We start from the raw sequence: 23,985 nt of genomic DNA, 5'->3' as shown, positions 1-23,985 counted from the left end.
ATACCTGCGATAAAAATAGCGAGGGTCACCTTCCATCTGCTCATCTAAGGCTTTTAAGTAATACGCTGCGATTACCGGTGATAAGGGACAACCTCGCGATATGCCGCAGTGTATAGACTTAAACGTACCGCCTCTTTCAACGCTGCGTTTCACAAACTGCACTAACAAGCGCCAGATAAACGGGTCAGCAATATCCTTATCAAGCTGTCTAAGCAATATCGTATGGTCAATGGACTCATAATAGCCCTTTACATCGGTTTTCATAACATAAGTATAATCAGGCAGGGCTGCTTGCAGAGCACTGACGGTGGCTTTTAGTCCCCCATGCCCTTTGATATGAGTACAACGTGGCGATAATGCCAAAGCATCCGGTAAGGCCATAGCTAACATCTTTAATACCAGCGCATCTTGTGATGACCACAAATGAAGGGTTTCACCATCGGCTTTGGTGACCACGCTCAGTGGCTTGAAGGTGTAATCTTGTTTGTTGAGTGTTTGCAGCAGTTCACCACGGATAGTGTGCCAGTGAAAGCGCAGGTGCCAGATATCGGCATTAGCGGGAAAGTTATGCCGTTGCTTACACAACCATAAATAGGCCTTATCGAGCGTGGTTTCAGTGAAAACGCTTTTGGTATCTAGCATGGCTTAAGCATAGCTGAATGGCGGCTAAGGGAGCAAGCTTTGGTTGTTTTTAGAAAAGCTGAATGACCGGTTTTGGCACATTTGAGTCGTTTAGTATGCAATGTTAAGCACGAAAACTAAGCCCTTGAGAACCCTCGTATATCCCTAGCTTCAACAGCCGTATTATCGCCAATCAAAGCCCTTGCAGATGGCAACTTTACGGTAACCTTCCAAGCTCTGGTAGTTTTAAGTAATGTTGTGGTTGAGCGAAGCCCCTTAAAGGTCTTAGGATGGCATCTGAACTAAAGTTAACCAATCAGTGCACCTAGTAATTCAAGGCACTTTCTAAAAACCTGTTCTACAATAAATATTCACTTGATTGATGACATGGAAGTTGTAGTTATGAGCAACATCGGATTTGAAGTATTAAAACTTGCCTTGATAGACGCAATTACAAAACAGTAACTTATCGCCGCAGAAATGCAGAAATTGCCAGAACATTCAAAGGTTCGCAAGCTCGTTGAAGAACAATCCCTGCTCCTGAAAGAAATGATGACCCTTTTAAATCGCATTGCTTAATACAAGCAACCTAAAGCGCCTCATGGTTGATTACAAGAAGCAGTCGCCAAGCTAACATCAAGCAGCCGAGTATTTGTTAATGTTGACGACGGTCAATATTTGGTTGCTTATAAGGCTTTCATATTTGACGAATAAATAGCCGCACCGTAGATTAGATGCTCAATCTATTTCTAATCAAAATGAAAATTATGTCACAGTATTGCCCACCTCCCGTGTTAGTGAAAACTTGGCTTATGTTAATTGATTTACGTTCTTCTGATGAAGCTAGAGCCCATGGCAAAAGAATGATTGATGTGAACTTTGGCAGTGTTGATTTGGCGATCATTTATCTTGAGCAATCACACAGCGATAATACGCTGGTAAAAGTTGGTATGTGACACCGATTCACTCCATTCTTTACGGTTCGATGACCGTTACAGATACAGGCTGGTTTTCTGGCAGCTTTTCGACAATCAATTTTTGCTGTTCTGACTCGTCATTCACAGCATCAATAATACTTGGTCGTTCTTTAGAGGCTTTACTTTGAATTGGTTCAGCTCCCATCTCCCAATCCCCCTCAATTTCACCCATAAAAGACAGCGTTAACCGGTTTTTTGTCCTAGTGTTAACGACTCCTAACTCTCTGAGCAGGCAATTGATTAACTCCTGCTTATCAATAGTGTCCTGTAATGCGTATTTTTTACCTTTAACTCCGATGTTTGTCATCATCATTCCGTTCGATTAATCACTTGCCGGTTAAATTTTAGCCAGAAAATGAGAAACCGCAAACTTGATATTTTAAGCTGCTCTTTGTCGGTGACTCTTCCGCTTTACATTTGAAAGCAGACTAAAGCACTGAGCCTAGCGCCAGCAATATACAGGTGATTTAATGGGTCCTTCTGGACCATACCCAAAGAGAGTTCGCAGCAGCGCGACGTTCATATTGTGCGTGAATTTTTAATCTCGTATCAACAACAACATCGAAGGGCTAAAGGTGTTTAACATAACCACCCACAAAGAAAAAATTGTGTTGAAAGGTAATGATTAACATTGTAGTTGATCATTACGGCTCAATTTACAAACAATTAGAAGTGCCTACCACATTATTATTACACCTGATATTTACTCTTCGCTAGGTATATAGGGTATTAAACCTTGCGCTAAAGCCATTTCTTGAACCTCTAATGGCATGCTTCTAACATCCACCACCATCCCATTTACAGATAGCATCCAAGTCATAGGATTTTGATCAATCTTACTAGGTAAAGACCAATGGTGATCTAACTGAGATATTTTCAATACATTGCGGACTTGCTTTGACTTTCCTTGTCCTGTGCTGTGTCCAACCCCAAAGATATTATATAAGTCGGATGCTCCTATGTGAGGCGTTTGACTTTGATCAAACAAATAATTCGCCATACCAATAGCATGCACTATCCCACATGCCCATGTATTCACTCTGCCAGTAGCTAAAGGCGAAGGACGCTTTCTACATAGCGCAGCTACAGCATATCGAATAAGTTGAGCATATTCGTCATTGAGATGTTCTGCACTGAAATCATTCGTCAGTTCAATAATCTCTTGGTATTTTTCTTTCATCGCCTTTGGGACATTTTCTGACTGCTTCATTTTACTCATGTTTAGTGTTCCACAACATTTAGTTGATCCTATAACTTACAGTAATACTTTACAGTGAATGACAATATTAAATATTGCAGGCATCTATAGCTTTATAGTCCAAATCACAAAACAAAATAAGGCTCGTTTTTAACAGCATCGCAACACACTTGCCCTATTAAGCCTGCATGTAACTCAAACCAGTATCATTGTGACGCATGTAAGATAAATTAAATTTATTCTCACTCACGTATATTAACCGAGCAAATTTAACATCAATAGTTTTTACACAGTCTGGGCACTCAGGCGACAGATGGCTTTTCCTTTTCTCAGTTTCTCACTTTACGAGGTTTTGATAATGTCTAGGTATTATAAATCGCGGGTTTCAAGACGTTTCAGTTTCAAACATGAATACACTTGCACAGTTTTATGCCTCACTTGATTATAAATCGAGCTTTTCCTGCGTAGCAGTTGGCATACTGGATTCTACATTTCCGACCGCCATCTGTAATAGATTGATCTCATCTGCGTTTGGATAAAGTAAAGCCGCGCTACCCGTTTCTGGCAGGGATAATCCAGGTAATTCATTATCCATAGAAACTAATTTTGCGACAGCGCGAGCAAACATCTCACCGGGATGAAGGAAGAAGAATTTTCCATACAAGCCGTCTAGTAAACTCGCTGAGTAGACAAATTGTGGTGAGTGTTGAAAGGTAATCGAATTGTACATCTGCATCAGTGAGCGCTCTATAGGAGTCGCGTCCTCATCCTCTATCAAAAACCAGTAATCACTTCCCAAATAGTTTCCTTTTTTAAAAAGTTTTGATGCGATTAATCTATCCATCGCTTGGCCATAAATGTAACCGATTTTACACTCGTGATAGTGAGGGTTATCCGTGATCACAAGTGCATTATTAGCACGTTCATACATTGAATCTTTGCGAAGATTGGAGATCACCACCGATGTATTGTTATTTACCAACGCGCCTAATTTTCCTAGCTTTGAGGTTATTTCCTCAAGGCACGCATAAGCAGACGATACACCAGCATCATTTACACCTTTAATTTCGACTTTCTTAAACCCTAACTTAGCGACAAAATTAGTTGTTATATCGTCAATATGACATGCAGATAAAGTGGATGAAACATTCTGTTTAATGGGTCGATATTTAAGGTCGTATTTTAGTTGGGTAACAGCCGCTTTAGCGCTGCTGATCAAGCAATTAGCATCCTCATAAAATATCTTATACCTATCTTCAGACTTCTCTGCTGTGCACGCAACTGGCACACAGTAATGCTTTGCAGCTAAATAATAGAGCTGCCATTTATCCTTTGATAAAGGGGGTGTGCCGGGCGTTTTAAGAATAGGAAGAAAGATAAGCTGATGTAAATCGAACGAAACATTTTTGGATTTGAATGGCATAAAACTTAAAAATCCATTTCGAATTGCTCCCTCCCAATGAGCTGCAATTGGCTTTTTACACTCGGCTAAAAATGCACTTCCGCACACTTTAATATACGGGAAAAGAGTGTATTTCTCATTGATAACGTCATTAATAAGAATATCTTCGCCAAACAGTCGTATTAAAGGCGGCTTTAACAAACGCTCATCCACGGTCATCAAGCCTTGCAGGGCATTATATAAAAAAGTGCTATAACTCGACGGATTGAGGTTTCGCATTTCAGAATAATCGGGTAACGCTTTATAAAGTGATTGTATACAGCGTGTTATTGCAACAGCCATAATCAACACGTTCCCATTTAATTCTTTAATGGTTTTAACTTCAGCATCCGATAAATCTTTGGCTCTTTCCATAATAAGACTGGGAAGTGTGTTTGCTATTTCCTGAAACGTATTATGATAATTAATACGCTTAACGAGATCAGACTTGCTGAGAGGTTGTGAGTTCATTTTCGGCACCAACGATTGTAGATGGTTTATTCATCTGTAATTCGGGGTTAATTACTTGCGCTTTACCGAGCTTCACTTTGTCAGACAATAAGCGCGACAATTCTTCTTTGTTAAATTTAAGGCCTTGAGATTCGAGGTGAGCCATTGTTTTATCGACAGCGGAATCAATAGCCTGCTTTTCTTGCAGTTTTATCCTGGCCAGATTGGCTGCTTCCTCAACTTTAGATTTTAATATGTCGCGTATTTGTTCGTTGAGGGCTGATAATAGCGACATATCCATTGTTTTAAACAACCCTATTGCTTTGCGCTTATTCGATAAGAAACCAGTGGCAACAGACTTCTGCTGAGCAGTCGTGAGTGGTTTTGTTGTGTTAGTGTTAGTGGTATTCATATTACTCTCCTAGTGGTTAACTGGTGTGACAACCTTTAAAGACATGTAATTGGACACGATGTACACGTGTTGCATCGGGAATGATTTTGATGTTGGCTATCCGCATAAGATCCTCAATTGATATTTCAAAAGAGGGAAGTTTATCTTTAACTGCCTGCTCGTTGTTTGGGATGATCCAAGCGCTGTATTGATTACTATCCAATTGAATGTATTTCCACATGGCCGTGGGCGTTACAACACCATGGCTTTGCACGAACAAGTCATCGGATTGATCGGTACCGTAGAGAACACCAGCGGCTAAATAGATGGCATGATGCTCCCTGTAGCATTCAGTAATAACCTCTGTGCGCTTCCATGCACCAATATTTGACACTTGGTGCTGTGGTATAACGTTCGACATGTAAAATGACTCCCTCATTTGATTATCATCGTTGTCAAAGTGATTGGCCGCGAACAAGTGGCCTCTATGATATTGTCGGCTGTAGGAAGATGTGCTTGTTTGTCTGCACTTAGCCGGCACAAGAGCATCAACAGAAAATTTATCCTTTCTAGGGAGATTGTCGAGGTCTTTCCCAAGGTTCATAAATCCGTATAAAGGCCCACGGTGTAAACACGAGATGTACAGCGTGTAAGCGCTGTATTCACGCTTGAATACTTCTTCAAGGCTCGTTTCATACTTTTTTTCGTTCAGCTTAAATGTATGTGTCGCATCTATTAAATCCTTTTTGGTCTGCTCGATGACATCTTCCATACCGGTCACTTCTGCTGCTTTATTGAAATGACTTCTCTCCATAACGAGTAGAAACGTTATGATAATAAAGACGATAGCGGCGCATAATTTGAATAGTGAAAAACCATTGTTCATGGCTATCTCTCCCTTTGCTGAATATGCTGATGTTGATTTTCTTGCTGAGTGTTTTGATGATGTTTTTGCATGGTATGTTCTTGGGTTGATTCTTGAGCTTTAGCTTGTGCAGCACTGCGCTGTGTCTCTCTGTGCAAAAGAGCATCAATGTTACGTTCGCCGTCCTTCGATGGTGACAAATAATTACTGACAGTCGATCGCTTGTCAGCATATAGCGATACGGAATGTTTGGCGTTAGATAAAGATTTTAAGAAACTTTGCACGTTAGCCCCAGATTTAAACCGGCCATCCAACTCAATCAAGGCATGTTGATTCATAGGCATACTCGCCGATTTATTCATGCTCTGCGTATACCCATGAGAGATAAACTGGTGAGCACGCACGGATAAGTCCAATTCAACCTTGCGCCCACTGTCTAGTTCGACTGATAGAGTATTTTTATTTGAATGCGTGTCCGTGACCTTAGCGGTAGCATTTTGATGTATTTTGAACTCAAAGATACCGGTATCAAACCGTATTCTCTCCCCCTTCCCTATTTCCGTTTTCGTTACTGCTGCGACTGAGAATCCATTTGTGTGCAATTCGTGCACACTGACAGTGTGAGTGCCAGATGGGGATCTAAGAATGATGTTGTTACTTTGTGAGTCGACTTTCTCGACCACATAACTCTCCTGTCGAGTAAATCCATTTTTCTCACCATTACGGTTAAACAGAATGATCTGGCCAACTTTATATTCAGAAGCCACTTGCTTTTGTTGGGGAGATAAAAAGACAGGTGTGAGCGTATCTAAATTTTTTGCCTCTGTGATCTTGCCCTGCTTTTTAAGTTCTTCACGAATTTTATTGGTAATCGATTTCACGCCTTCCTTAGACGCACTAATGACGTTGCTAGTGTCAGGTTTTTTAAGATAGTCCTGGACTATTTTTTCATGGCGCTGGGCTTCACTTTGAACAACTAAAGCCTCCCGCTCGAGTTGTTTTTTAACGGTGTCTGGAATTTTACCTTCAGTTTGTGATAACAGTATATCTACCTCGCGGATAGGGTTCCCAGTGAGATCGAAGTACTGTGTTTTTTTCGCGTTTTTTGCTAGATTACTCAGGGCATCTTTGTGGGCAAAGCTTTGTGCAATCGCTGTCAGTCCGAAGACAAACACTTTACTGTTCTCGTCTGTCGATTTACTCAACATTCTGTTGAATGCTTGTGCTGAGGCATTATGCCCATCCAATACGATAACAACGTCATGCTTCTCATCACTTTTGGCATATTGGGCGAGAGTGAATACATCACGACCAAGACGCTCTGCGTGCTGAACTTGATTAGAAGGTGACACCAAAGCAACTGATAGTTTATTGAACTTAGCTAAATCAAGCATGGCGTGTGTAAACAAAGAAGCATCAGCATTTACTTTCGTATTAACAAGCGACAATTTATGATTGTTGCCAAAGATATGCTTCAAGGCGTCTGTGGTTTCATCGTAAAGCCCAAGCTCAGTAGTCGTAGCGGACAATTGATGTTCACTGATAGTGATTGGCTTAGATCCGCTCTTTAGGTATCCACGCAGTTCTTTTTCCTGTTTAACAATAGCTGGGCTTGTGTAGTAGGTTTGATTTTGATCATTAGTTTGAACAGGCAATAGCGCATTTGCTTTAATCATTTCGTTTATTGCTTGCTTGACGGGCAATGTTTGCTGGCCTGAGAAGCGCATGGCATGGCGCATAATTTCGTGGGTATTGAACGCGGAGAATTGTGCAGATAGGTGTTCAACCGCTTTACCTACTCCGTCTTTTGCTTCTAGTACATCTGTTTTAAAGGTAGGTGATCCTATATTTTTGTAGCTACCGGACTGCCCAATGTGATCAAGAGCGGAGCTTTTAGTGAATTTTTGGGCATCAGCATTCGCCGCTACTTTTTCAAAATTATCTGTGTATAAATAGGTTCCCTCCTCGCCCCGAGACAAAGTAACAATCAGACCATTCCTGGTCTGAAGCCTTTTGGATTGCTGGTCATAATAAGGGATAGTGTATTTTATTGACGCCCCTTGAATTTCATGTGGCGTGACAGCGTAGTTGTAATTGGTGTGTGAACCAGTGAGGTCATTTGGCAAGCTGATTGTGCGGCCATCATCAATTTTTACATCATAAGTGTTATTTTGCCTGTCAAATGCCAGAACTTCTAACGATTGCCCGTTGCGGATGTCCGTTGTTTGGTATGTGTCTTTCCAGCGAAGCTGTTCTCCAACAGCAATTTGCTTCCTGGAGGCACTGAAAACGGTCATGAGATTATCGTCTTTGTGGTCCGCCATATTAATATCAGTCTGGTAACCACGCTCGCCATTAAATAGAGTGACATGGGTGTTTTTCACTTGCTTAACTTGATAGTACTCACCTTGTTTAATACCGAGGTCTTTAATGTCGTCGTGAAATCGAATTATGTCCCCATAGGCTTGCTCACCTGTATCTTTAAAAGGAAGTAGCCCTATCGCTTGCTGTTGTTCAGTAGGGCTCAATCCTTTAGGTAAAAGTGTGAGCAACGATACAGTATCGGTTTTGTCGATTATCCCATGCTCAAGCAATTTAGTTCTCACTGCGTTATTTAATTCGTCTTTGGTTTTATTTAACGGCGTGATCATTTTTACCTTGTCATTGACAGCGTCGGCTAACGAAACGCCCTGGGATAACTCTTGTTGTAAAAGTCGCTCATAATGTGAAACCGACGCTTCAACACGCTCATTCTCATTTTCGATGTTTGATATGCCGATATTGGGGTTTGGACTTGATTTTAATGTGTGCAGTGCCGCGGTGATCGTATTATCAATTGCTTCAAGAACCGCTTTTTTTAAAATAGGGACTTTTTGACGCTGGACATTTCGCATCACTTCATACGAATAAGCTAACTTTTGTTTTTGTTCAAATGGTGCGCCGGCCTCAATTGCAGGGATCTGGTTGATGTCGCCAGCATCTTTCATACGACTGCCCGACATTGTCGATAATCGCATTAACGCCACAGTATGTCGGTCAGAAACCATACCGGATTCGTCGATCAGATAAACTGTATTAGGTTCGTATAGATAGTCTTCCTTGTCACGGTGCTTGTCGATTTCCAAGAGACTGTCAATCGTTCTGGTGTGCATTTTGGCTTTTTGATAAAGCTCTTGAGCGGCCGTACCAGTAGGTGCGATCCCCACAAGCTTGAAACCATTTTCATTCGAAAGTGAATTGAATGCATGCATCAAGGTCGATTTACCCACTCCCGGTAAGCCTTGCAAGCCGGAAAAACGGTCGTCGTTAGTCGCCAAACCAATTAAGGCCTCTTGTTGTTCGTCATTTAACGCATGAGGAGCCTTGGCATTATATCGCTCAATAAAGTCAGCCACTTGCTCGTGGGTCGCCATTGGTTGAACTTGTCCCACCCCGGATTTTACAAGTCCGAGAATTTCCCTTTCTCTGTCAACACTGGCCGCAGTAGTATAAGCAAATTGACGCTCCTGCCCCAATTCATCTTTACGGGTTTCTATAAGAGAATTATTAGAAACTAAAGTATCAATGTGCTCTCCTACATCTCCCAGGACGACGGAAAATTTATCAAATCGAAAGGTTTCCTTGATGAGATTCTGACGACTAAACACACTGTCTTTAAATGACAAATTTTCGATGGCTAACTTAATTATATTGAGTGGATCAAGTTGACTATTTTCAGGTATTGATTGCGCAGATTTTTCCTTGGCGTCCTCAATAATTTTTTGTGGGTCGAAGTCGAGTTCACTCATACGTTTATCCCAATTAGCAACAACGTCTGTTGTAGGGATATTTTTCTTGGTTGCTCTGGTATTGAGCGTGACTTGTTCCATTCCTTTCGCATCAGTCAAAGACACGCCCTGCTCATTTGCTGCTTCAGTAATGGTGCGTCTACGTTGAGAAAATTCGTCGATTACGTTACGCGGAACCTCTGCTAGATCGAACTGCCCTGTCCTATCATTCCGTATCGGCTCGTAGCCCAACTCGCGCGCCCGTCTGGCAAACTCATTTTGGTAGGCTAAGCCCAACAACATTCTGTTATCAAAAAGAGGGTTGGACTCAATAGCACGCCATTCATCTTCACTGTTCTTTGTGATGTTCATTAGGACAGAATGTGTGTGCAATGCTGGGTCTAGAGCCCTGGACGTTGTGTGAGTAAAAAGCGCGGCTAAATAGTTTGATGTCTTGTCAATGAAGGTCTCACCATTCTCAGTTTTGCGAGTAATGGCAAACTCTTCCTCTGCGAATTTAAGGGTGGCCTTAACGGAGTCAAAATGAGCTTCTAACAGTCGATTATCGCCACCCACCAAGGCCAATATTGATGCCGATTTGGGCGCGGAGAAAGTAAGATCCCATCCGATAACACGGTTATGATGATCCAGTATCGTTCCATCTGGGAGAACGCCAGCCATGATAGCTTCAAACGTCTTATGATCCACCAATCCCTCAAGGCCAAGTTCGTCTGCACCTTTACCGAACCACGAAGAAGAAATGTCTACCATGTCTTCGCCTTTTGTATAGTAATCGGCTTTCTTATAATAACTACCGGCCTGTTTTGCTGACGAAATTTTTTTTATATTAGAGAGCATTAGAGTGCCTGTTCTTGGTCAAAAACATTCTGGACAAAATCGCGTTTAATCACGTCCTCTTCCTGTTGTGACGCTTCATGTTTGGCGGTGAGAGTTGCCATATTGAGATCAAGAGAGGGTAAAACAGGCTTAGCTTTCTGTTGGTCAGGCAGGCCTTGCCCGCCGCCCCCAGTCGCGACTTTCTTATTACCGCCAAAGGTGCCATCCGTTGACAAAGGAGCCTTATCTATAACAGAAATATCATTCTCATCGAGAGGGGCAAAAGCAGATTCCAACGAAGTGTGATGCATATCATCTTCACTGATTGGAACGGCCACCTCGCTAATGTCTGCGCATGGCACAAAAGGCTCTGCTATTTTAGGGGTATCTTTAAATGGTAATTTGATGCGCGTGACCGGCACGCCACGACCGAAAATCACGTAACCTTCAAAGTCTGGTAGTGCTCTAAATTCAGCAGGAATGACGACATCTTGCATGCTTCTTGTTTTGCTCATATTGACAGCATCGCGAACAGCATTATGGCCAAAACTTAAGTTTTCTGACGCCTTTGCGATTTCGTTCTGCCCTGCGTACTCCGCACACCACTTAGCAAACTTTGGTTCGTTAGCCCTAGTAATTAATGCGGTCGCGCAGCCTCCAGCCAACGAAGCCATTCCATTTTCGCCATAAACATCAACCATCTGTGGATAAGATTGAAAACCAAACACAAAACAACCGCCGTATTTCCGTGCTTCAGCTGGGGAGGATTGCAGAATTTCGAGCTTTTTCAAGGTGGGTAATTCATCATAGAAACACCAGATCCGCCGCGTCTTATTTTCGGTCATACCAAGAATAGATTTGGTCGCTATATGTATGTATGCCGTGATTAAACTTCTAAGTACCGATTCATTTTCTTTGTTGCTGGTTATGAACACAAAAGAGTCTTGGTTGTCATCATTTTTTACCCACTCACTGATGCAAAAACGCTTAGTACTTCGTTCACGCAGTAAGCGCAAGCAGTTTACATAAACAGCCATACTAGCTCTTACACCTGCTGCGGTTTTTTCTGCACCTTCTGATAGCACACTGGCCGCATCGGTGAACTTACAATATTTCATCATTGTGTTGAGAGGCATCTGGAGAATAATGTTAACCATTTCGGTAATTGATGGGTGAGGTTTCTTACTTTCTTTGTAGCAAATTGCAGAAAAAACAGCACGAGGCCCCAATGTCCAAAAGGGATCGCTCGATTTTGCATCGGGGATAAATGCACTAGCAAATTCATCAAACTCATATTGAGTTGTACATTCGCTAAAAATATCCCAATAAACCCCCCGATCATCTAAAGGATTAAGAATAATATCTTTATCAGGACGATATAATTTTTCGACAAAATTACCACTGCGATCATAAATTATCGCCCGCCCCTTTTGTTTTCGTATGTCCCCCAGCATCTCAAGTATTTGCCCCGATTTTCCGGTGCCAGGGCCACCTGCCAACAAAAAATTTTGGGTTTCAAATACATCGGGGATCGTAAAGCCACAGAACTTAATACCGGCCTTTTTATGTTTGTATTCTCTGCGTATATCATCCACGCATTTTTGAACATGCTCGGGGGTGTTTTTCGTCACCCCTCGCACATGTTCATCGGTCGTTTGGTGCAAGCCCTGACCCAGTACAAATCGCAAGTAAAAGAAGAGAAGGGGCAAAGGAACAAAAAACGCATAGAAGAAGCTTTGATATAGCGCTGTTTTAGTTTTACTAAATAAAGCATGCACACGTTTATTACTATAAATACTCACGGCATTTATGCGCTGGGTTCGCCCATTTATATGCGTTATATCTAACCGGTAATCAGGGTCTTTAAATACACCATAGTGAAAGATACTCATGAGATAAGAGGTACTAATATGACGTTCATACTGAGTCGTGTTGAAGTAAAAGAAGAGAGAGGTTGTGATTACAAACAGTATGAAATAAAACCCCATCACCTTGATTGTCACTTCTTGGATCAACGCAATATAGTGACTGGTTGTTTGACCACCGCGAATATAATTACCGAGCTTACCTGTTTGAAAAATCGCCATTATTTTTATCCTGCAATTGTCTTAGTAACCCCTTAGCGCGCTGCTCACCTCGACTAGGTAAAGTCGAGTTTGTTTCGGAAGCAATCTCAATGTTCAATCCGAAATTTCTAAGGGAAAGTACTGTTAACTGTTGAATAGATGATTGTTGCTCTGCGAGCATGGAAAGAATTGCATCTAATGAAGGAGATGCATCCCCTTTTAAAACACCTTTACTACGCGAGAACTGGTCGATAATGTCATTGATAGCGTGACTGGTACTCGATAGGTGTGGGTGTTCGGCTCGATGCATTTTCACCACTATGTTAGTGTCAAGATTCAAATAAATTGTGGTCTTTTTGTGTGCCATATTTAAAACGCCTGTATTAGATTAGCTATACAATAATAGGCCAAAAGCGTGGGAATATCAATTATTCTAGTGCCGCTCCTGCAAAGTAGTAAATATACAGGGGGAATGTAGATTAGCGGCATCATTATTAGTTGAGTTACGACCATGTGCCGCACCTCTAGCCCATATGTGCCGTGGCATACATTAGCATGAGCATCATGCGTTATGTGTGACAACTTATCTAGCAAACAAGCGGGAACCGAGTGAGTATCCTTTCCGTTATTGTTGGTACTTAAACAGCCCTTAATCCGTCGTGAGCAACCCAGCGGGAACATTAAAAATAATGTTTAATAAATCAGTAGGGGAAATATACGGGATCGCTAAAATCCATACAGCGTTGAATTGAATATTCGAATTTAGTTGTTCCACTGGTCGAACGCTTAAATATATTAGCTTGATTGGAATGGTTATGTATATCCTGAGTAAAAATGACGTGCAACGAAGAGGTCCATGTGAGTGAAAAAATAGAATATTTTGGGGAGCCTAACTAGGCAGTGAAGTACAGAACACCTGGGTGTTTATAATTAATAAAGTGGGATGTAGTTAAGCCTTCAGTAGTTACTGAAGGCCAGATAAATGAGTAGGTGTTAATATTCTATTTTATCAACTTGATTTTTGCTGAATAGGCAGCATATTGGTAAAAATGAATATTGTGAATTAGCCCTATCGTGTTCATCTTTAATTGCTCAACCGGACTCGGTTGCACTGTTGTTTAATCTCTTTAGTGGCTTTCCCCAAATTCGATAGGATTTTGATTTTGGCTACACCCGATACCCGCCGCTTTCCATTCATCAAAACGTTTAAATATATTTGTTTTGGCAGATTCAGAATGCATATTCAACAGTATACTGTTGATTCTATCTGTACTTAAATAGCTTTTGCTTGCTTACTCATTTCGATGAGTTCAAGCCGTTCTGGTTTTATTGTTTTTAACATTGTTATCTCCACTCACCACGTTTGCCGGTGTGTCACAACTGCCTGGTTATTAAAAAGTAAATTATATGTCGATCAAACGATATATCTCAGTCGTTGTTGTCGCTGATATTTCTATCGTTTTTATGTCAGCCCATAAATTAATTACGTCCTCTATGATTGGGCCTATATTGTATGAACTGACAAGACAACTTTGATAACAGTTTAGGAATTGCACCGATAAGGCTTTGGTTTTCGTTGGTGTCAATTCGTTGAGTGTAAAAATCTCTGTTGAAGGTTCTAAATTAACTTGTTGTAACATCCTATTTTGCCTTTCAAACAATCCCGTTTTTGTCCTGCAATATTATAAAGAGCAACTGGCGAAGATGTTGTTAACTCTCCTTGGTTGCATCAGTGAACATGTGAGCATATTTTGCAATCAGAGCTTGTCTGTCAGATCCGTTCATTACGCAGGCGCTCATACAAATGCCATCGTTGAGGGTGTTACATATTTTACAACCACTGATATATTCAACTTCTTTGTTGGCCGGGGTATTTGTTTGAGTGTGCATGGTATTTCTCTCGTCGATAAAATCGAACATGGGAGAAAACCGGCAGTTCAAAAAATCCAGTTCCGCAGCGCAAGCGGCAGTGACGCACACATTTTTTGTGTGTCTGAACGGGTGAGAACGAAACTTGATTTTTTTAATTGAAGGTTTCATGTTCAATTGATTTTGTTGAGAGAGAATATGTACATACCACTACTTCGCCTGGCCAATAGTGTCTGAATATTGGTCATGGATATAATTAAACATCCCACAAACATTTTGTGAGAATCTGCCATTAAAGTACTGGCTGTCTGAGTGGTTAATTTGTCGTTTTAGTTCATCTAAGCCTTGAGAGTTATAAAGGTCACAGATATCTGTGCCTGATTTGATTTTAGGTACAAAAACCCAACCCCCATTTTTTTTCACAGCAACTGCAGCTGCGTGAACACCAGTGTTGCCAAAATGAGGCTTGTCATTGTCGTTATCCGCAACATGAACCCGCTTTATATGAGGATAAACTTGAGTAATTTCAGCGCTAACAAACTGCATGTTATAAGCATTTAGACATATAGCTACGGGCTTGCCCGTTGCCAATACCATGGCCAAACCTGTTGCTAAGCCTTCGCATATATAGATGACAGAAGTGGTGTCGTTAACGTCCCCTAAGATTGTCATTAAGCCCGTGGGATCTACGCCCCAGGTACAGCGTTTATTATCATCCCAAGCAGCTGGCTTGTTGTGGTAAATTCTTTGCAGGGCTTTAAAGTCGCCTTGTATGTTTCTCAAAACAAAAGCTGTAAAATAATCGTGTTTATCTCTACCTAAACGAATATCAAATTGCTCAGCAATTTGTTGCAGTTTTTTTGCATACTGTAAATACGCACTGAACACCCCAGGGTTTGAAAGTGGTAGCATTTCTTCAAAAATAACAGCCTCTTTTGCTTGAACATTACGTTGCCGTTTTGCCAGTCTTTTGGCATCGGCTTGAACAATAGCTTGCTGTTTTTCAAGTGCAATAGGATCAATGGTATTTGAACGTGTTGGAACAACCCGTGTTTGTTTGTATTGTTCATATTTGTCATACAACAGCCTGAGTGCGTGAAACTTTCGTCCAGGCTTCGCAAGTGTATTGCGCATATTTTGAAAACTTAAATATGGGTAAGTGAACGATCCACTATCCTGGGTGTAATTGTTTGCCTCGGCCCAGATAAATATTCTGCCTTTATCAGCGGAGGTGATCCCGTTTACATTAGGTGAGCGGTTTTTCTCCCCATCCCAAGCTATTTTGCTTTTACTGCTTTCCCAATCGATATTGCACTCATTAGCCAGCTGCGCGATTTCGACAGAAAAATACTCTGCAATGTCGAGATAGGTAGCGCCGATATTCTGTTTCACAAAATCGGTAAATCGCAATAGATTGGAAGACATAAAAACCTCTAATGTATATACACATTCATTGCAATAAATGGCCAATAATTGACCATTAAATTATGCAAGTAATCCTAAAAAATCGGCATGGTCTTTTGACCTTTGGACAGCAGTAATAATCAGCGAATTCAAGAGCCAATAACAATGGAGTGAAAAACGCTCCGGATACAGCAATATTGTTATTTGCACCTTCATGGTAATGATTGAAAACGAACTCAACATCTTGCTTACTCAAAACATCTTTTTGGAGGATGTGTTGAACTTTGATCTGCAAAGCGCTTTGTATTTTGGTTAGACGTACCATTTTTCTACTCCCAACTATTAGATTGTCAGCAAAGGGAATGCCGATTTAGTGTTCATTATTTTTTTAGATTAATTCGTAAAATTGAGAATTCGAATTTCTCAATATTGGGTAACCACAACCAGTATGCAGCGGCAAGAATTGCGTAGAAATCGCTGTCGGTAATTACACCAATAACAATAAACATAAAAATTGCGATTCGATTTAAGTTAATAGCAAAATATTGTTTAGTGATGTCGCTCATAAAATCACCTAAAATCCCCACATTAAAAACTTATCAAGGTCAGGGAATCGCCTTTCTAAGTACCTCTAAGTATAGTTTATAAACAACATATAATACAACAAACCACTAGAATTAAACAACCTAAAAACACTATGCTTATTCCAATTAAGCACCTGATTTATAACAGGTATAAATACAAGCAAGAGAGAAAAGAGGCTCATGAAAAAGTAGTGAAATTAATCCTTCCGATGACCAATTTCACAGTTAAGGAATTGATATAAAGCAGCCTAAAGTCAACTATGATTTACTTTAGGTTTGTTTCAATGAACGGATCAATCAAAAGTTAATTATAATTTACCTATAATGGTTAAATAAACATAACCATCCAAAAGTTAACTATTATTGACTTTTGCTGGTTTTTTTATTAACTTACATTTAAAAGTAAATTAAAGTTAACTTATGGTGTTGTATGTCAATAAAGAAAACGTTAGGTAGAGTGGTTAAAAGTACCAACATGCCAGATTTAACAAAAAGCTTTTCACCTGAGCAGTTAGCTGAAGCGATTACAGCTAAGCGCACAGGCATGAAGCTTACATTGGTTGACGTATCTGAAGCACTTTCACTCTCAAAACCTACTCTGATCAAAATTGAAAAGGGTGATACCAACGTTAAACTCGCCAATATATTAAAAGTGATGGAGTATCTTGGTTTGTCATTCAGTATTATCTCTGATGAACACACAAAAAATAACAATACTACCGGAGCAAGTGATGACCAATGGTACTAATGTAAATAATTTGTATGTATTCCTAAGTCATCATAAGAAAATCGCCACGATCAGTATTCCAGTAGGCTCTGATACTGAAATTTCATTCACTTATGAGTCCTCATGGGTTGAAGAAGGCTTTGCCGTTTCCCCTTATCTTCCATTAGACGGTAACTTCGATCATCGAGCCGTTAGAAACTATTTACAAAACTTATTACCCGAAGGTAAAGGTCTGGAAGACATGACCAGTAATACCACTATTTCTAAAAATAATACGTTTGGTTTAATAAAAATAATTGGGGAGGAAACCTCTGGTGCACTCTCTTTCAGAGGGGAAGGCAGTGATGCGAAAGAAACGACTTTCCGAGAAGTAACGACAGACGAATTAGGTGAAAGACTGACTCGCTTTAAAGCTGTAGGGGAATCCATTACCTATTGGGATGGTAGAACTCGCTTATCGGTTGCCGGTGTTCAAGATAAACTTAATCTGCTTGAAGTCGATGGCAAGTTAGGTTTTGGCGAAGGCGAATTATGTTCTAACAAAATTGTTAAGTTCGAAACAGGCAAAGCGCCTTTTATCGCTGTGAATGAACTTTTTACCATGTTACTTGCTGATGAGGCTGGAATTAACGTTCCCCCTGTTGAAGTACGGACCTATGGTGGTGTACGAGCTTTTGTGATTGAACGTTTCGACAGGCGTGTTGTGCCTGATAGCTCTCGTGTATTACGCCGACATGTTATTGATGGTTGCCAAGCGACTAACCTTCCTCCGTCATATAAATATGAACGCCAATATGGTGATGAAGGCGATGGCATCTATATCCGCGATGGTGTTTCGTTCCCCCAATTATTTGCAGTTGAAACGACTAATTCTGAAGCTTATCAGGCCCAACTTGTTCGTTGGATGACGTTCAATATTTTAGTACGTAACTATGATGCACATGGTAAAAACATCAGCTTTTTTGTAGGTAAAAAAGGCTTAGAACTCACGCCTTTTTATGACCTAGTGAATATAGAGGCCATCATCAGAGAAATACAAACATCCCAAGTTGACGGTACACGTGCTAAAGAAAACGTTATTCCACAACATTATGCGATGTCAATTGGAGAGTACAATACTGGAAACGCGGGTAACTTTAACTCACCTATTTCAGCCTATATGCTAGCCGACTTTGCTGATGAGTTTGAAATATCATTACCTCGTGCGTAATAACATGAAACCGATCGGTCAATAACATTGAAGACGATCACTTTTTTGTCTTCCAGTAGAACTCAGTAAAATCTAACTTGTGTGATCGGCTTCAGTCAAGGAATTTAGTTTTTTTCGCATGGATTCGCCTTTTAATTCTAACTTAATTGCCCCGTGAACAAGCCGATCTAGGATCGCATCTGCATGCGTGGATTCCCCGATCATATCGTACCAATTTTCTATCGGTAATTGACTCGCAATCAGTGTCGATTTTGTGTCATACCTCGCATCTATTAACTCAAGTAAATCACTGCGTTGTTGCCCCGTTAATGGCTCTAATCCCCAATCGTCTAAGATCAGTAAGTTCGCTGATGTGAGTTTGTTAATAAACTTTCGATAACTGCCATCCGCTTGTGCCATAAACATCTTTTCAAGCAATTCTTTGAGCCTAAAGTAGTAAACGTTTTCTCCCTGCTGGCAGTGGTTATGGCCCAACGCACAAGCAAGGTAGGTTTTACCGCAACCTGTTGCTCCTGTGATCAGTATGTTTTGGTGAAGACGAAGCCATTCACCTTGCGCTAATGAGCGGATCTGCGTTTTGTTTAACTGCCTCGACGCACCATAATCCAACTGTGCTAATGTCCCGTTCACTCTAAATTTGGCTTGGCGGGTCAGTCGGTCAATTTTACGTTGATCTCGCTGGGTTATTTCATGGTCAAGCAATAAACATAACCGCTCTTCGAAGCTTTGTTCGACGTATAGATTGGGTTGTTCACTTTGTTGTGATAACGCATCACGTATGCCGCTTAGCTTTAGCATGACTAATTGAGTATTGATTTGTTGCGTCACTGATTGCATGTTGTTTCCTTAGGTTTTATTAGTGGTAATAATGATTGCCACGGATATTTTGATGGTCTATCTCACTTAAAAGATCCAGCTGTTTTTCCGGTAGAGGTTGGCTATCTAACCCTTTCTCTAAGATAGCTTTCACTTGGTTTACTCGCGTAACACCTGTTGCTAACGCTCGGTAGCAGGCGGCTTCAAGTCGTTTGTCTGTGAACTTTTTTCCTAAACTCAATATGCCCATACAGGCACGGTAACTTTGCTCGGGGTGTTTTTTGGTTTGCATGAGTTGAATGACAAATTGCTCGGTTGATTTTCCGAATTTTCTGGCCCAACTTTCAAATCGTTCGGGGGTCCATTGCTGCTGTTTTTGATGGGCGATGGGCATATGGATATCCAGGGTGCTGTGACCTCCCACGCGGTATGATCTTGGATGAACGGCCACTTGTACCCCTTGATGATAAAGTGTGACCAGTTGCCCCGTAGCATGTGCTTCTAGCTTTTTCTTGATCAAGGCGTGTGGCACCGAGTAGTAATGTTTTTCAATCTCGATGTGATAATCAATATGCACTTTGACCTGTTTCACTAAGGTGTAGCGATAAGGTTGTGACGGCAAAGGTTTCAGTGCGGGTTTATCTATCGCTTCAAATTGGGATAGCCTTGAGCCTGGATGCTTTTTCATTTGCCTTTGATTCAAATCGGTTAAAAGTGTCTGTATTTTTAGATTTAACTGTCGCAAGCTAAAAAAGCTTTCCTTGCGAAGTCGCGCCATTATCCAACGTTCAACGATTTGAACACCCACCTCAGCTTTCGATTTATCCTTGGGTTTATAAGGTCTGGCAGGCACGATAACGGTATCGTAATGGGCGGCGAGTTGTTGGTAGGTTGGGTTCAGATCCGGCTCGTAACGACACGCTTTTGTCACGGCACTTTTTAAGTTATCTGGGATGACCAATTCAGGTACGCCACCCAGAAATTCAAAGCATCGTGCATGACTCATCACCCAGTCTTCGAGTTTTTGGCTAAACGTAGCCTCTGCAAAGGTGTAGTTAGATGCGCCCATGACTGCCACAAAAACCTGTGCTGTGCGGCATTCACCCGTTGTTGAGTCCACAATATTCATAGTGGGTCCACAATAATCAACAAACAGTTTTTCACCTGCTTTATGGTTTTGACGCATGGACGGTTTTTGACATGTTAGCCATGTTTTATATAGACGACAGAAGTGGTTGTAGCTGTAAAAACCTTCTGGATACCGCTCACCATATTCTTCCCACAATAACTGCAATGTCATCGTTTTCGGCCTCAGCTCTTGCTGGACGACAGACCAATTAGGGATGATGTAGCCCTTGCTCTTAGGTTTGGTTTTGAAGAATGCTCGTTGAAGCGTCTCATCATTCCATTTTTCATCAAGCGGCCAACTAGTGATCCCAAGAGAGGTGGCACGAATGGCATAAATAGACACGATTGACGCTGAAACAGATAAGCTTTTGGCTATTTTTCGATGGCTGAGCAAACAGCCGTATTTGAGTCTTAAAATCTCTTTTAACTTACGCATTGAAATAGGTGCCATTGGCATAGTTATTCTCACCATCAAAAATGAAAAGAATAACGGTTAAAAACACCTACTGGACAGACAAAAAAGAGTAAAAGTTGGGCAATAACATTAAGCCGGTCACTGAATAACATTTTAACCAAAAAGTGATCGGCTTCGATGTTATTGAGTGATCGGGATGGATGTTATTAGGTGATCGGCATCAATGTTATTAGGTGATCGGGTTGGATGTTAATATGCACCTCGTATGCAATTGCTCATGAGTCAAATGATTAAATCGGTACTGAGCTCAATAGATATAGCAAGGGATAAAGCACTAGGACAAGGTTTATCAGCCGTAGAAGTCAACCACATCGAATTATGTATCGAGATTATCAAGGAAGCAGCTGAAGAGATAAATAAAGAAATTGAAGACTTACCTGCTATGAAGGAGTTCTTTGAATAAGGGGAGTTAAACTCACTTCATTTGATCCCGTTATTTAGTGTAATAGAGCTGACGTTGAGCAGACAGTTATTCATAATTTTGATTTAGCTGTAGCTCAATAGAAACGGGCACTGATTTTCAAAATGTATTATAAATAAGGGGCTACAGAGCAATTAAATAGAAATTTTTAGATTTTCTCTGATCAAAGTCAGATGAAAATAGTGTCATGTGAGGTATTTCATGCGTTACCATCTCGCAGCGCTAAAAAGAAAGTTAGAAAAAACATTCGAGGCCTGATCGAAAAATTATTTAATGCATCCCACTAGTCAACACTGCCTTATCATTGTAACTTCAGCGAAAACAGGCGAAGCCTGGTTGAGTAATGAGCGTGAATACTTCACTTGGCGCTGACGCAGCCATCAAACAGTCTGCGCTTTTTTGCAGTCTGTTTGATGATAGGCCGGTCAGAAGAAGCCAAGAGAGGTAGTAACCAGCCTTATTAACTGGCCTCTGGCCAATAGCGCTTGCGATAGTGTCGGAAACCCGAAGGGCGATAACCTGAACACGCGCTTTTTGTGATCAAGATTGAGTGCGCAGCATGACAGAATCAGTTGCTTAGCAAATCGCCCTGCCCTAGCTATTTGTAGCCATTAATATATTACAAACAACAATCCAGCAGCTAAGTAAATACTAAAACCAGAACCAACAAAAACCAAACCAGTAACGAAATAAGAAGAATAACCATAACCGAAAAGAGGGGCGCAGCCCCACTATTCAGCAGCAACGGTTTTGGTCATCAACGCAATGTCACCTTATCGCTGAAAAGTGGCCAGCCAGTTTGTGGTAAAAATTGAACAAGCAGTAATTGAGGATATTATTTTATCAAAATGGCCGAGAAAACCCCGTGATCAGAGCAAAGCGATGTCGCGGGGATGAATCGGCTGAACTAACCTTGTTCTTGAATGTATTTTCTGATCGTTTCTGCGCTTGCGTTGCCTACGGAGCAAACAAAATACCCTTCAGACCAAAATGTCTTTTCTCGCCAGAATTCATTCTTTAAATAAGGGAATGTCCGCCACAATCGGATGTTTGTAGTTTGCTTAATTCTTCTTACATACTGTCCTATAGAGTATTTTGTCCCGATGGTTATGAGCATGTGGATATGATCTTTGTCGATTTCTATTTCCTCAACCGTAAAGTCAGAGTAATGTGAAATATCGATGACTTGCTTTTTGATGAACTCACCAATACGACCATGTAGGAGTTGTTTTCTGTATTTAACAACAAGGATCAAATGTAGGGCAATTAAATATTTACAGTGCGATTTAGTTTCATAATCCACCTTGACAGCCTCATTCTATACAGTATATGAAAAAGACACTCAGATACAATTACAGGCTCAAGCCGACAATAGAGCAAGAAGCTAATTTAATTGAGTTTGGCGCTTATTCTCGTGGGCTTTGGAACCTGTTGTTATCTGAAAATATTCGCCGATATCAACACGACAAGACGTTTCTTTTCTACAATACGATGGCAAGCTTAATAAAAGAGCTAAAGGAATTTGAAGAATTTGCATGGCTAAAAGCATTTGATAGCGCTGCCGCGCAACAAGTTGCTAGGGATTTAGAGACTGCATTGAAAAATTCAATATCCAAAGGCAGGGTGCAAAGGTTTCCTAACCATAAAGTGACATTTAAGCAAAAGAAATTACACAATGATAGTTTTAGGTGCGTGAATAATTCCAATTGCATTCGGATTGAAAACGGCACCATCAGCATTCCCAAAATAGGTAAAGTGCCTATTATATTGCACCGTAATCTTGTGAGTACAATCAAGACGGTCACCGTACAATTTCGCCACGGTAAATGGACAGCGAGTGTAGTTCAGGAAATTGAATGCCAAGTTGCCAAAAAAGTCCTCACAAGCATAGTCGGGTACGACATCAATAGTCAGCACACCGTTGTTGGCTCAAATGGCTGGTATGTTAAAAATCCAAAGTCATTTAAACAATCAAAAGAAAAACTAGGTCAACTCCAGCAGCAATTGGCAAGACGCAAGAAAGGCTCAGGTCGCTGGCACAAAACCAAACAACGCATTAACACCCTTAACGGAAAAATCTCTCGCAGACGCTTAGCGTTTGCACACGAACTGTCATGCTCGATAGCCAACAGTAGTGATATTATCGTGTTTGAAGATTTAAACGTTAAGGCCATGCAGCAATTTAATGGCAGTATGGTTAACGATAATGTGATGGGTCTCATTACTCAGCTATCAAAATACAAGGCTGAATTACGAGGCAAGGTATACCATGAAATCGGGCGATTTGAAAAGTCGTCAGGTATCTGTATATCTTGCAACCATCACCATAAATTATCGTTAAGTCAACGCACCTTCGCCTGCCACCAGTGCGGCACGATACAGTGTCGTGACTGGTCAGCTGCCATGTCGGTAGCTAAGTCAGGTGAAACAGGATTAATAGCGGGTGGGATAGTCGCTAGGGTTAAGCCCAATACTCAGCATAAAGCAGCCAATCAAACGAAAGTCTTTGAGCGTTCAAAGTTGGCTGTTGGATCTGAGAAAAAAGAAGCAATCTAGCCTAAAACTAGATTGTAGAAGCCCCGTGATCAGAGCGAAGCGATGTCGCGGGGTAATTCACTTACTATTAGACTGCGTCGTCTGACGACGGCTAGGTGATTGGTTTTACCGCCTGAGAAATCATGTCGTTAAGAGCCAACAATGCCGTTTGTTTATCTCTGTAAACTTCATCAATAAATCCA

Annotated in this window: 20 protein-coding genes; 5 read left to right on the top strand and 15 right to left on the bottom strand. The window is 41.0% G+C overall.

Annotated elements, in window-relative coordinates:
- The coding region (locus CXF95_RS25420; RefSeq protein ID WP_255418957.1) for a reverse transcriptase domain-containing protein at positions 1 to 642 on the bottom strand (642 nt) is incomplete at its 3' end.
- A gap of 746 nt (positions 643 to 1,388) precedes the next feature.
- Here CXF95_RS25420 and CXF95_RS25415 point away from each other — a divergent pair.
- Entirely contained in the window at positions 1,389 to 1,577 is a 189-nt protein-coding gene (locus tag CXF95_RS25415) for a hypothetical protein (RefSeq protein WP_101201284.1), read from the top strand.
- A gap of 19 nt (positions 1,578 to 1,596) precedes the next feature.
- Here CXF95_RS25415 and CXF95_RS25410 read toward each other — a convergent pair whose 3' ends face one another.
- From CXF95_RS25410 to CXF95_RS25350, 11 genes are all read right to left on the bottom strand, one after another.
- A complete protein-coding gene (locus CXF95_RS25410) occupies positions 1,597 to 1,905 on the bottom strand; it encodes a hypothetical protein (protein WP_101201236.1) in 309 nt (102 codons plus the stop codon).
- A 396-nt stretch (positions 1,906 to 2,301) separates the two neighbouring features.
- On the bottom strand, positions 2,302 to 2,817 hold the full coding sequence (locus tag CXF95_RS25405) for a DUF6398 domain-containing protein (RefSeq protein WP_101201283.1): 516 nt from the start codon (positions 2,815 to 2,817) through the stop codon (positions 2,302 to 2,304).
- Positions 2,818 to 3,238: 421 nt separating this feature from the next.
- Positions 3,239 to 4,708: a hypothetical protein gene (locus CXF95_RS25400; protein ID WP_101201282.1), complete on the bottom strand. Its 1,470-nt coding sequence runs from the start codon at positions 4,706 to 4,708 to the stop codon at positions 3,239 to 3,241.
- The gene (locus CXF95_RS25395) at positions 4,680 to 5,099 is read right to left on the bottom strand and encodes a hypothetical protein (RefSeq protein WP_101201281.1); all 420 of its coding nucleotides are present in this window, start codon (positions 5,097 to 5,099) and stop codon (positions 4,680 to 4,682) included. Before CXF95_RS25395 ends, CXF95_RS25400 begins: the two co-directional genes overlap by 29 nt.
- Before the next feature lie 16 nt (positions 5,100 to 5,115).
- Positions 5,116 to 5,964: a DNA/RNA non-specific endonuclease gene (locus CXF95_RS25390; RefSeq protein ID WP_101201280.1), complete on the bottom strand. Its 849-nt coding sequence runs from the start codon at positions 5,962 to 5,964 to the stop codon at positions 5,116 to 5,118.
- A 2-nt stretch (positions 5,965 to 5,966) separates the two neighbouring features.
- Positions 5,967 to 10,568: a MobF family relaxase gene (gene mobF / locus CXF95_RS25385; protein ID WP_101201279.1), complete on the bottom strand. Its 4,602-nt coding sequence runs from the start codon at positions 10,566 to 10,568 to the stop codon at positions 5,967 to 5,969.
- Positions 10,568 to 12,634 (bottom strand): type IV secretion system DNA-binding domain-containing protein, encoded by a 2,067-nt coding sequence (locus tag CXF95_RS25380; protein WP_101201278.1) that lies wholly within the window; start codon positions 12,632 to 12,634, stop codon positions 10,568 to 10,570. The genes mobF and CXF95_RS25380 overlap by 1 nt, the downstream gene beginning before the upstream one ends.
- A complete protein-coding gene (locus CXF95_RS25375; protein ID WP_101201277.1) occupies positions 12,612 to 12,980 on the bottom strand; it encodes a hypothetical protein in 369 nt (122 codons plus the stop codon). Before CXF95_RS25375 ends, CXF95_RS25380 begins: the two co-directional genes overlap by 23 nt.
- Before the next feature lie 1,343 nt (positions 12,981 to 14,323).
- A complete protein-coding gene (locus tag CXF95_RS29745; RefSeq protein WP_157828243.1) occupies positions 14,324 to 14,503 on the bottom strand; it encodes a hypothetical protein in 180 nt (59 codons plus the stop codon).
- Positions 14,504 to 14,692: 189 nt separating this feature from the next.
- Positions 14,693 to 15,907, bottom strand: coding sequence for a toprim domain-containing protein (locus tag CXF95_RS25360; RefSeq protein WP_101201274.1), 1,215 nt, complete (start codon positions 15,905 to 15,907; stop codon positions 14,693 to 14,695).
- 359 nt (positions 15,908 to 16,266) lie between these two features.
- On the bottom strand, positions 16,267 to 16,452 hold the full coding sequence (locus CXF95_RS25350; RefSeq protein ID WP_101201272.1) for a hypothetical protein: 186 nt from the start codon (positions 16,450 to 16,452) through the stop codon (positions 16,267 to 16,269).
- A gap of 448 nt (positions 16,453 to 16,900) precedes the next feature.
- Here CXF95_RS25350 and CXF95_RS25345 point away from each other — a divergent pair, with 448 nt between their 5' ends.
- Positions 16,901 to 17,218 (top strand): helix-turn-helix domain-containing protein, encoded by a 318-nt coding sequence (locus tag CXF95_RS25345; RefSeq protein WP_101201271.1) that lies wholly within the window; start codon positions 16,901 to 16,903, stop codon positions 17,216 to 17,218.
- Entirely contained in the window at positions 17,202 to 18,407 is a 1,206-nt protein-coding gene (locus CXF95_RS25340) for a HipA domain-containing protein (RefSeq protein WP_232788042.1), read from the top strand. Before CXF95_RS25345 ends, CXF95_RS25340 begins: the two co-directional genes overlap by 17 nt.
- A 72-nt stretch (positions 18,408 to 18,479) precedes the next feature.
- Here CXF95_RS25340 and istB read toward each other — a convergent pair whose 3' ends face one another.
- Positions 18,480 to 19,244, bottom strand: a complete 765-nt coding sequence (gene istB / locus CXF95_RS25335; protein WP_101198245.1) for an IS21-like element helper ATPase IstB — start codon at positions 19,242 to 19,244, stop codon at positions 18,480 to 18,482.
- A 19-nt stretch (positions 19,245 to 19,263) separates the two neighbouring features.
- Complete coding sequence (gene istA, locus CXF95_RS25330) at positions 19,264 to 20,808, bottom strand: IS21 family transposase (RefSeq protein ID WP_101198246.1); 1,545 nt, start codon at positions 20,806 to 20,808, stop codon at positions 19,264 to 19,266.
- Positions 20,809 to 21,031: 223 nt separating this feature from the next.
- Between istA and CXF95_RS25325 the strand changes: the two genes are divergently transcribed.
- Complete coding sequence (locus tag CXF95_RS25325; protein WP_232788041.1) at positions 21,032 to 21,229, top strand: hypothetical protein; 198 nt, start codon at positions 21,032 to 21,034, stop codon at positions 21,227 to 21,229.
- A gap of 925 nt (positions 21,230 to 22,154) precedes the next feature.
- Here CXF95_RS25325 and tnpA read toward each other — a convergent pair.
- The gene (tnpA, locus tag CXF95_RS25320) at positions 22,155 to 22,550 is read right to left on the bottom strand and encodes an IS200/IS605 family transposase (protein ID WP_101201270.1); all 396 of its coding nucleotides are present in this window, start codon (positions 22,548 to 22,550) and stop codon (positions 22,155 to 22,157) included.
- 26 nt (positions 22,551 to 22,576) lie between these two features.
- On the opposite strand from tnpA, the gene CXF95_RS25315 reads away from it, so the two are divergent.
- Positions 22,577 to 23,803: an RNA-guided endonuclease TnpB family protein gene (locus CXF95_RS25315; RefSeq protein ID WP_101201269.1), complete on the top strand. Its 1,227-nt coding sequence runs from the start codon at positions 22,577 to 22,579 to the stop codon at positions 23,801 to 23,803.
- Positions 23,804 to 23,985: the final 182 nt, after the last annotated feature.

It is taken from the genome of Paraglaciecola sp. MB-3u-78 (assembly GCF_002835935.1).
GTDB lineage: Bacteria > Pseudomonadota > Gammaproteobacteria > Enterobacterales > Alteromonadaceae > Paraglaciecola.
Note: the sequence above shows the minus strand (reverse complement) of the source record. Positions and strands in the feature narration are given on the sequence as shown.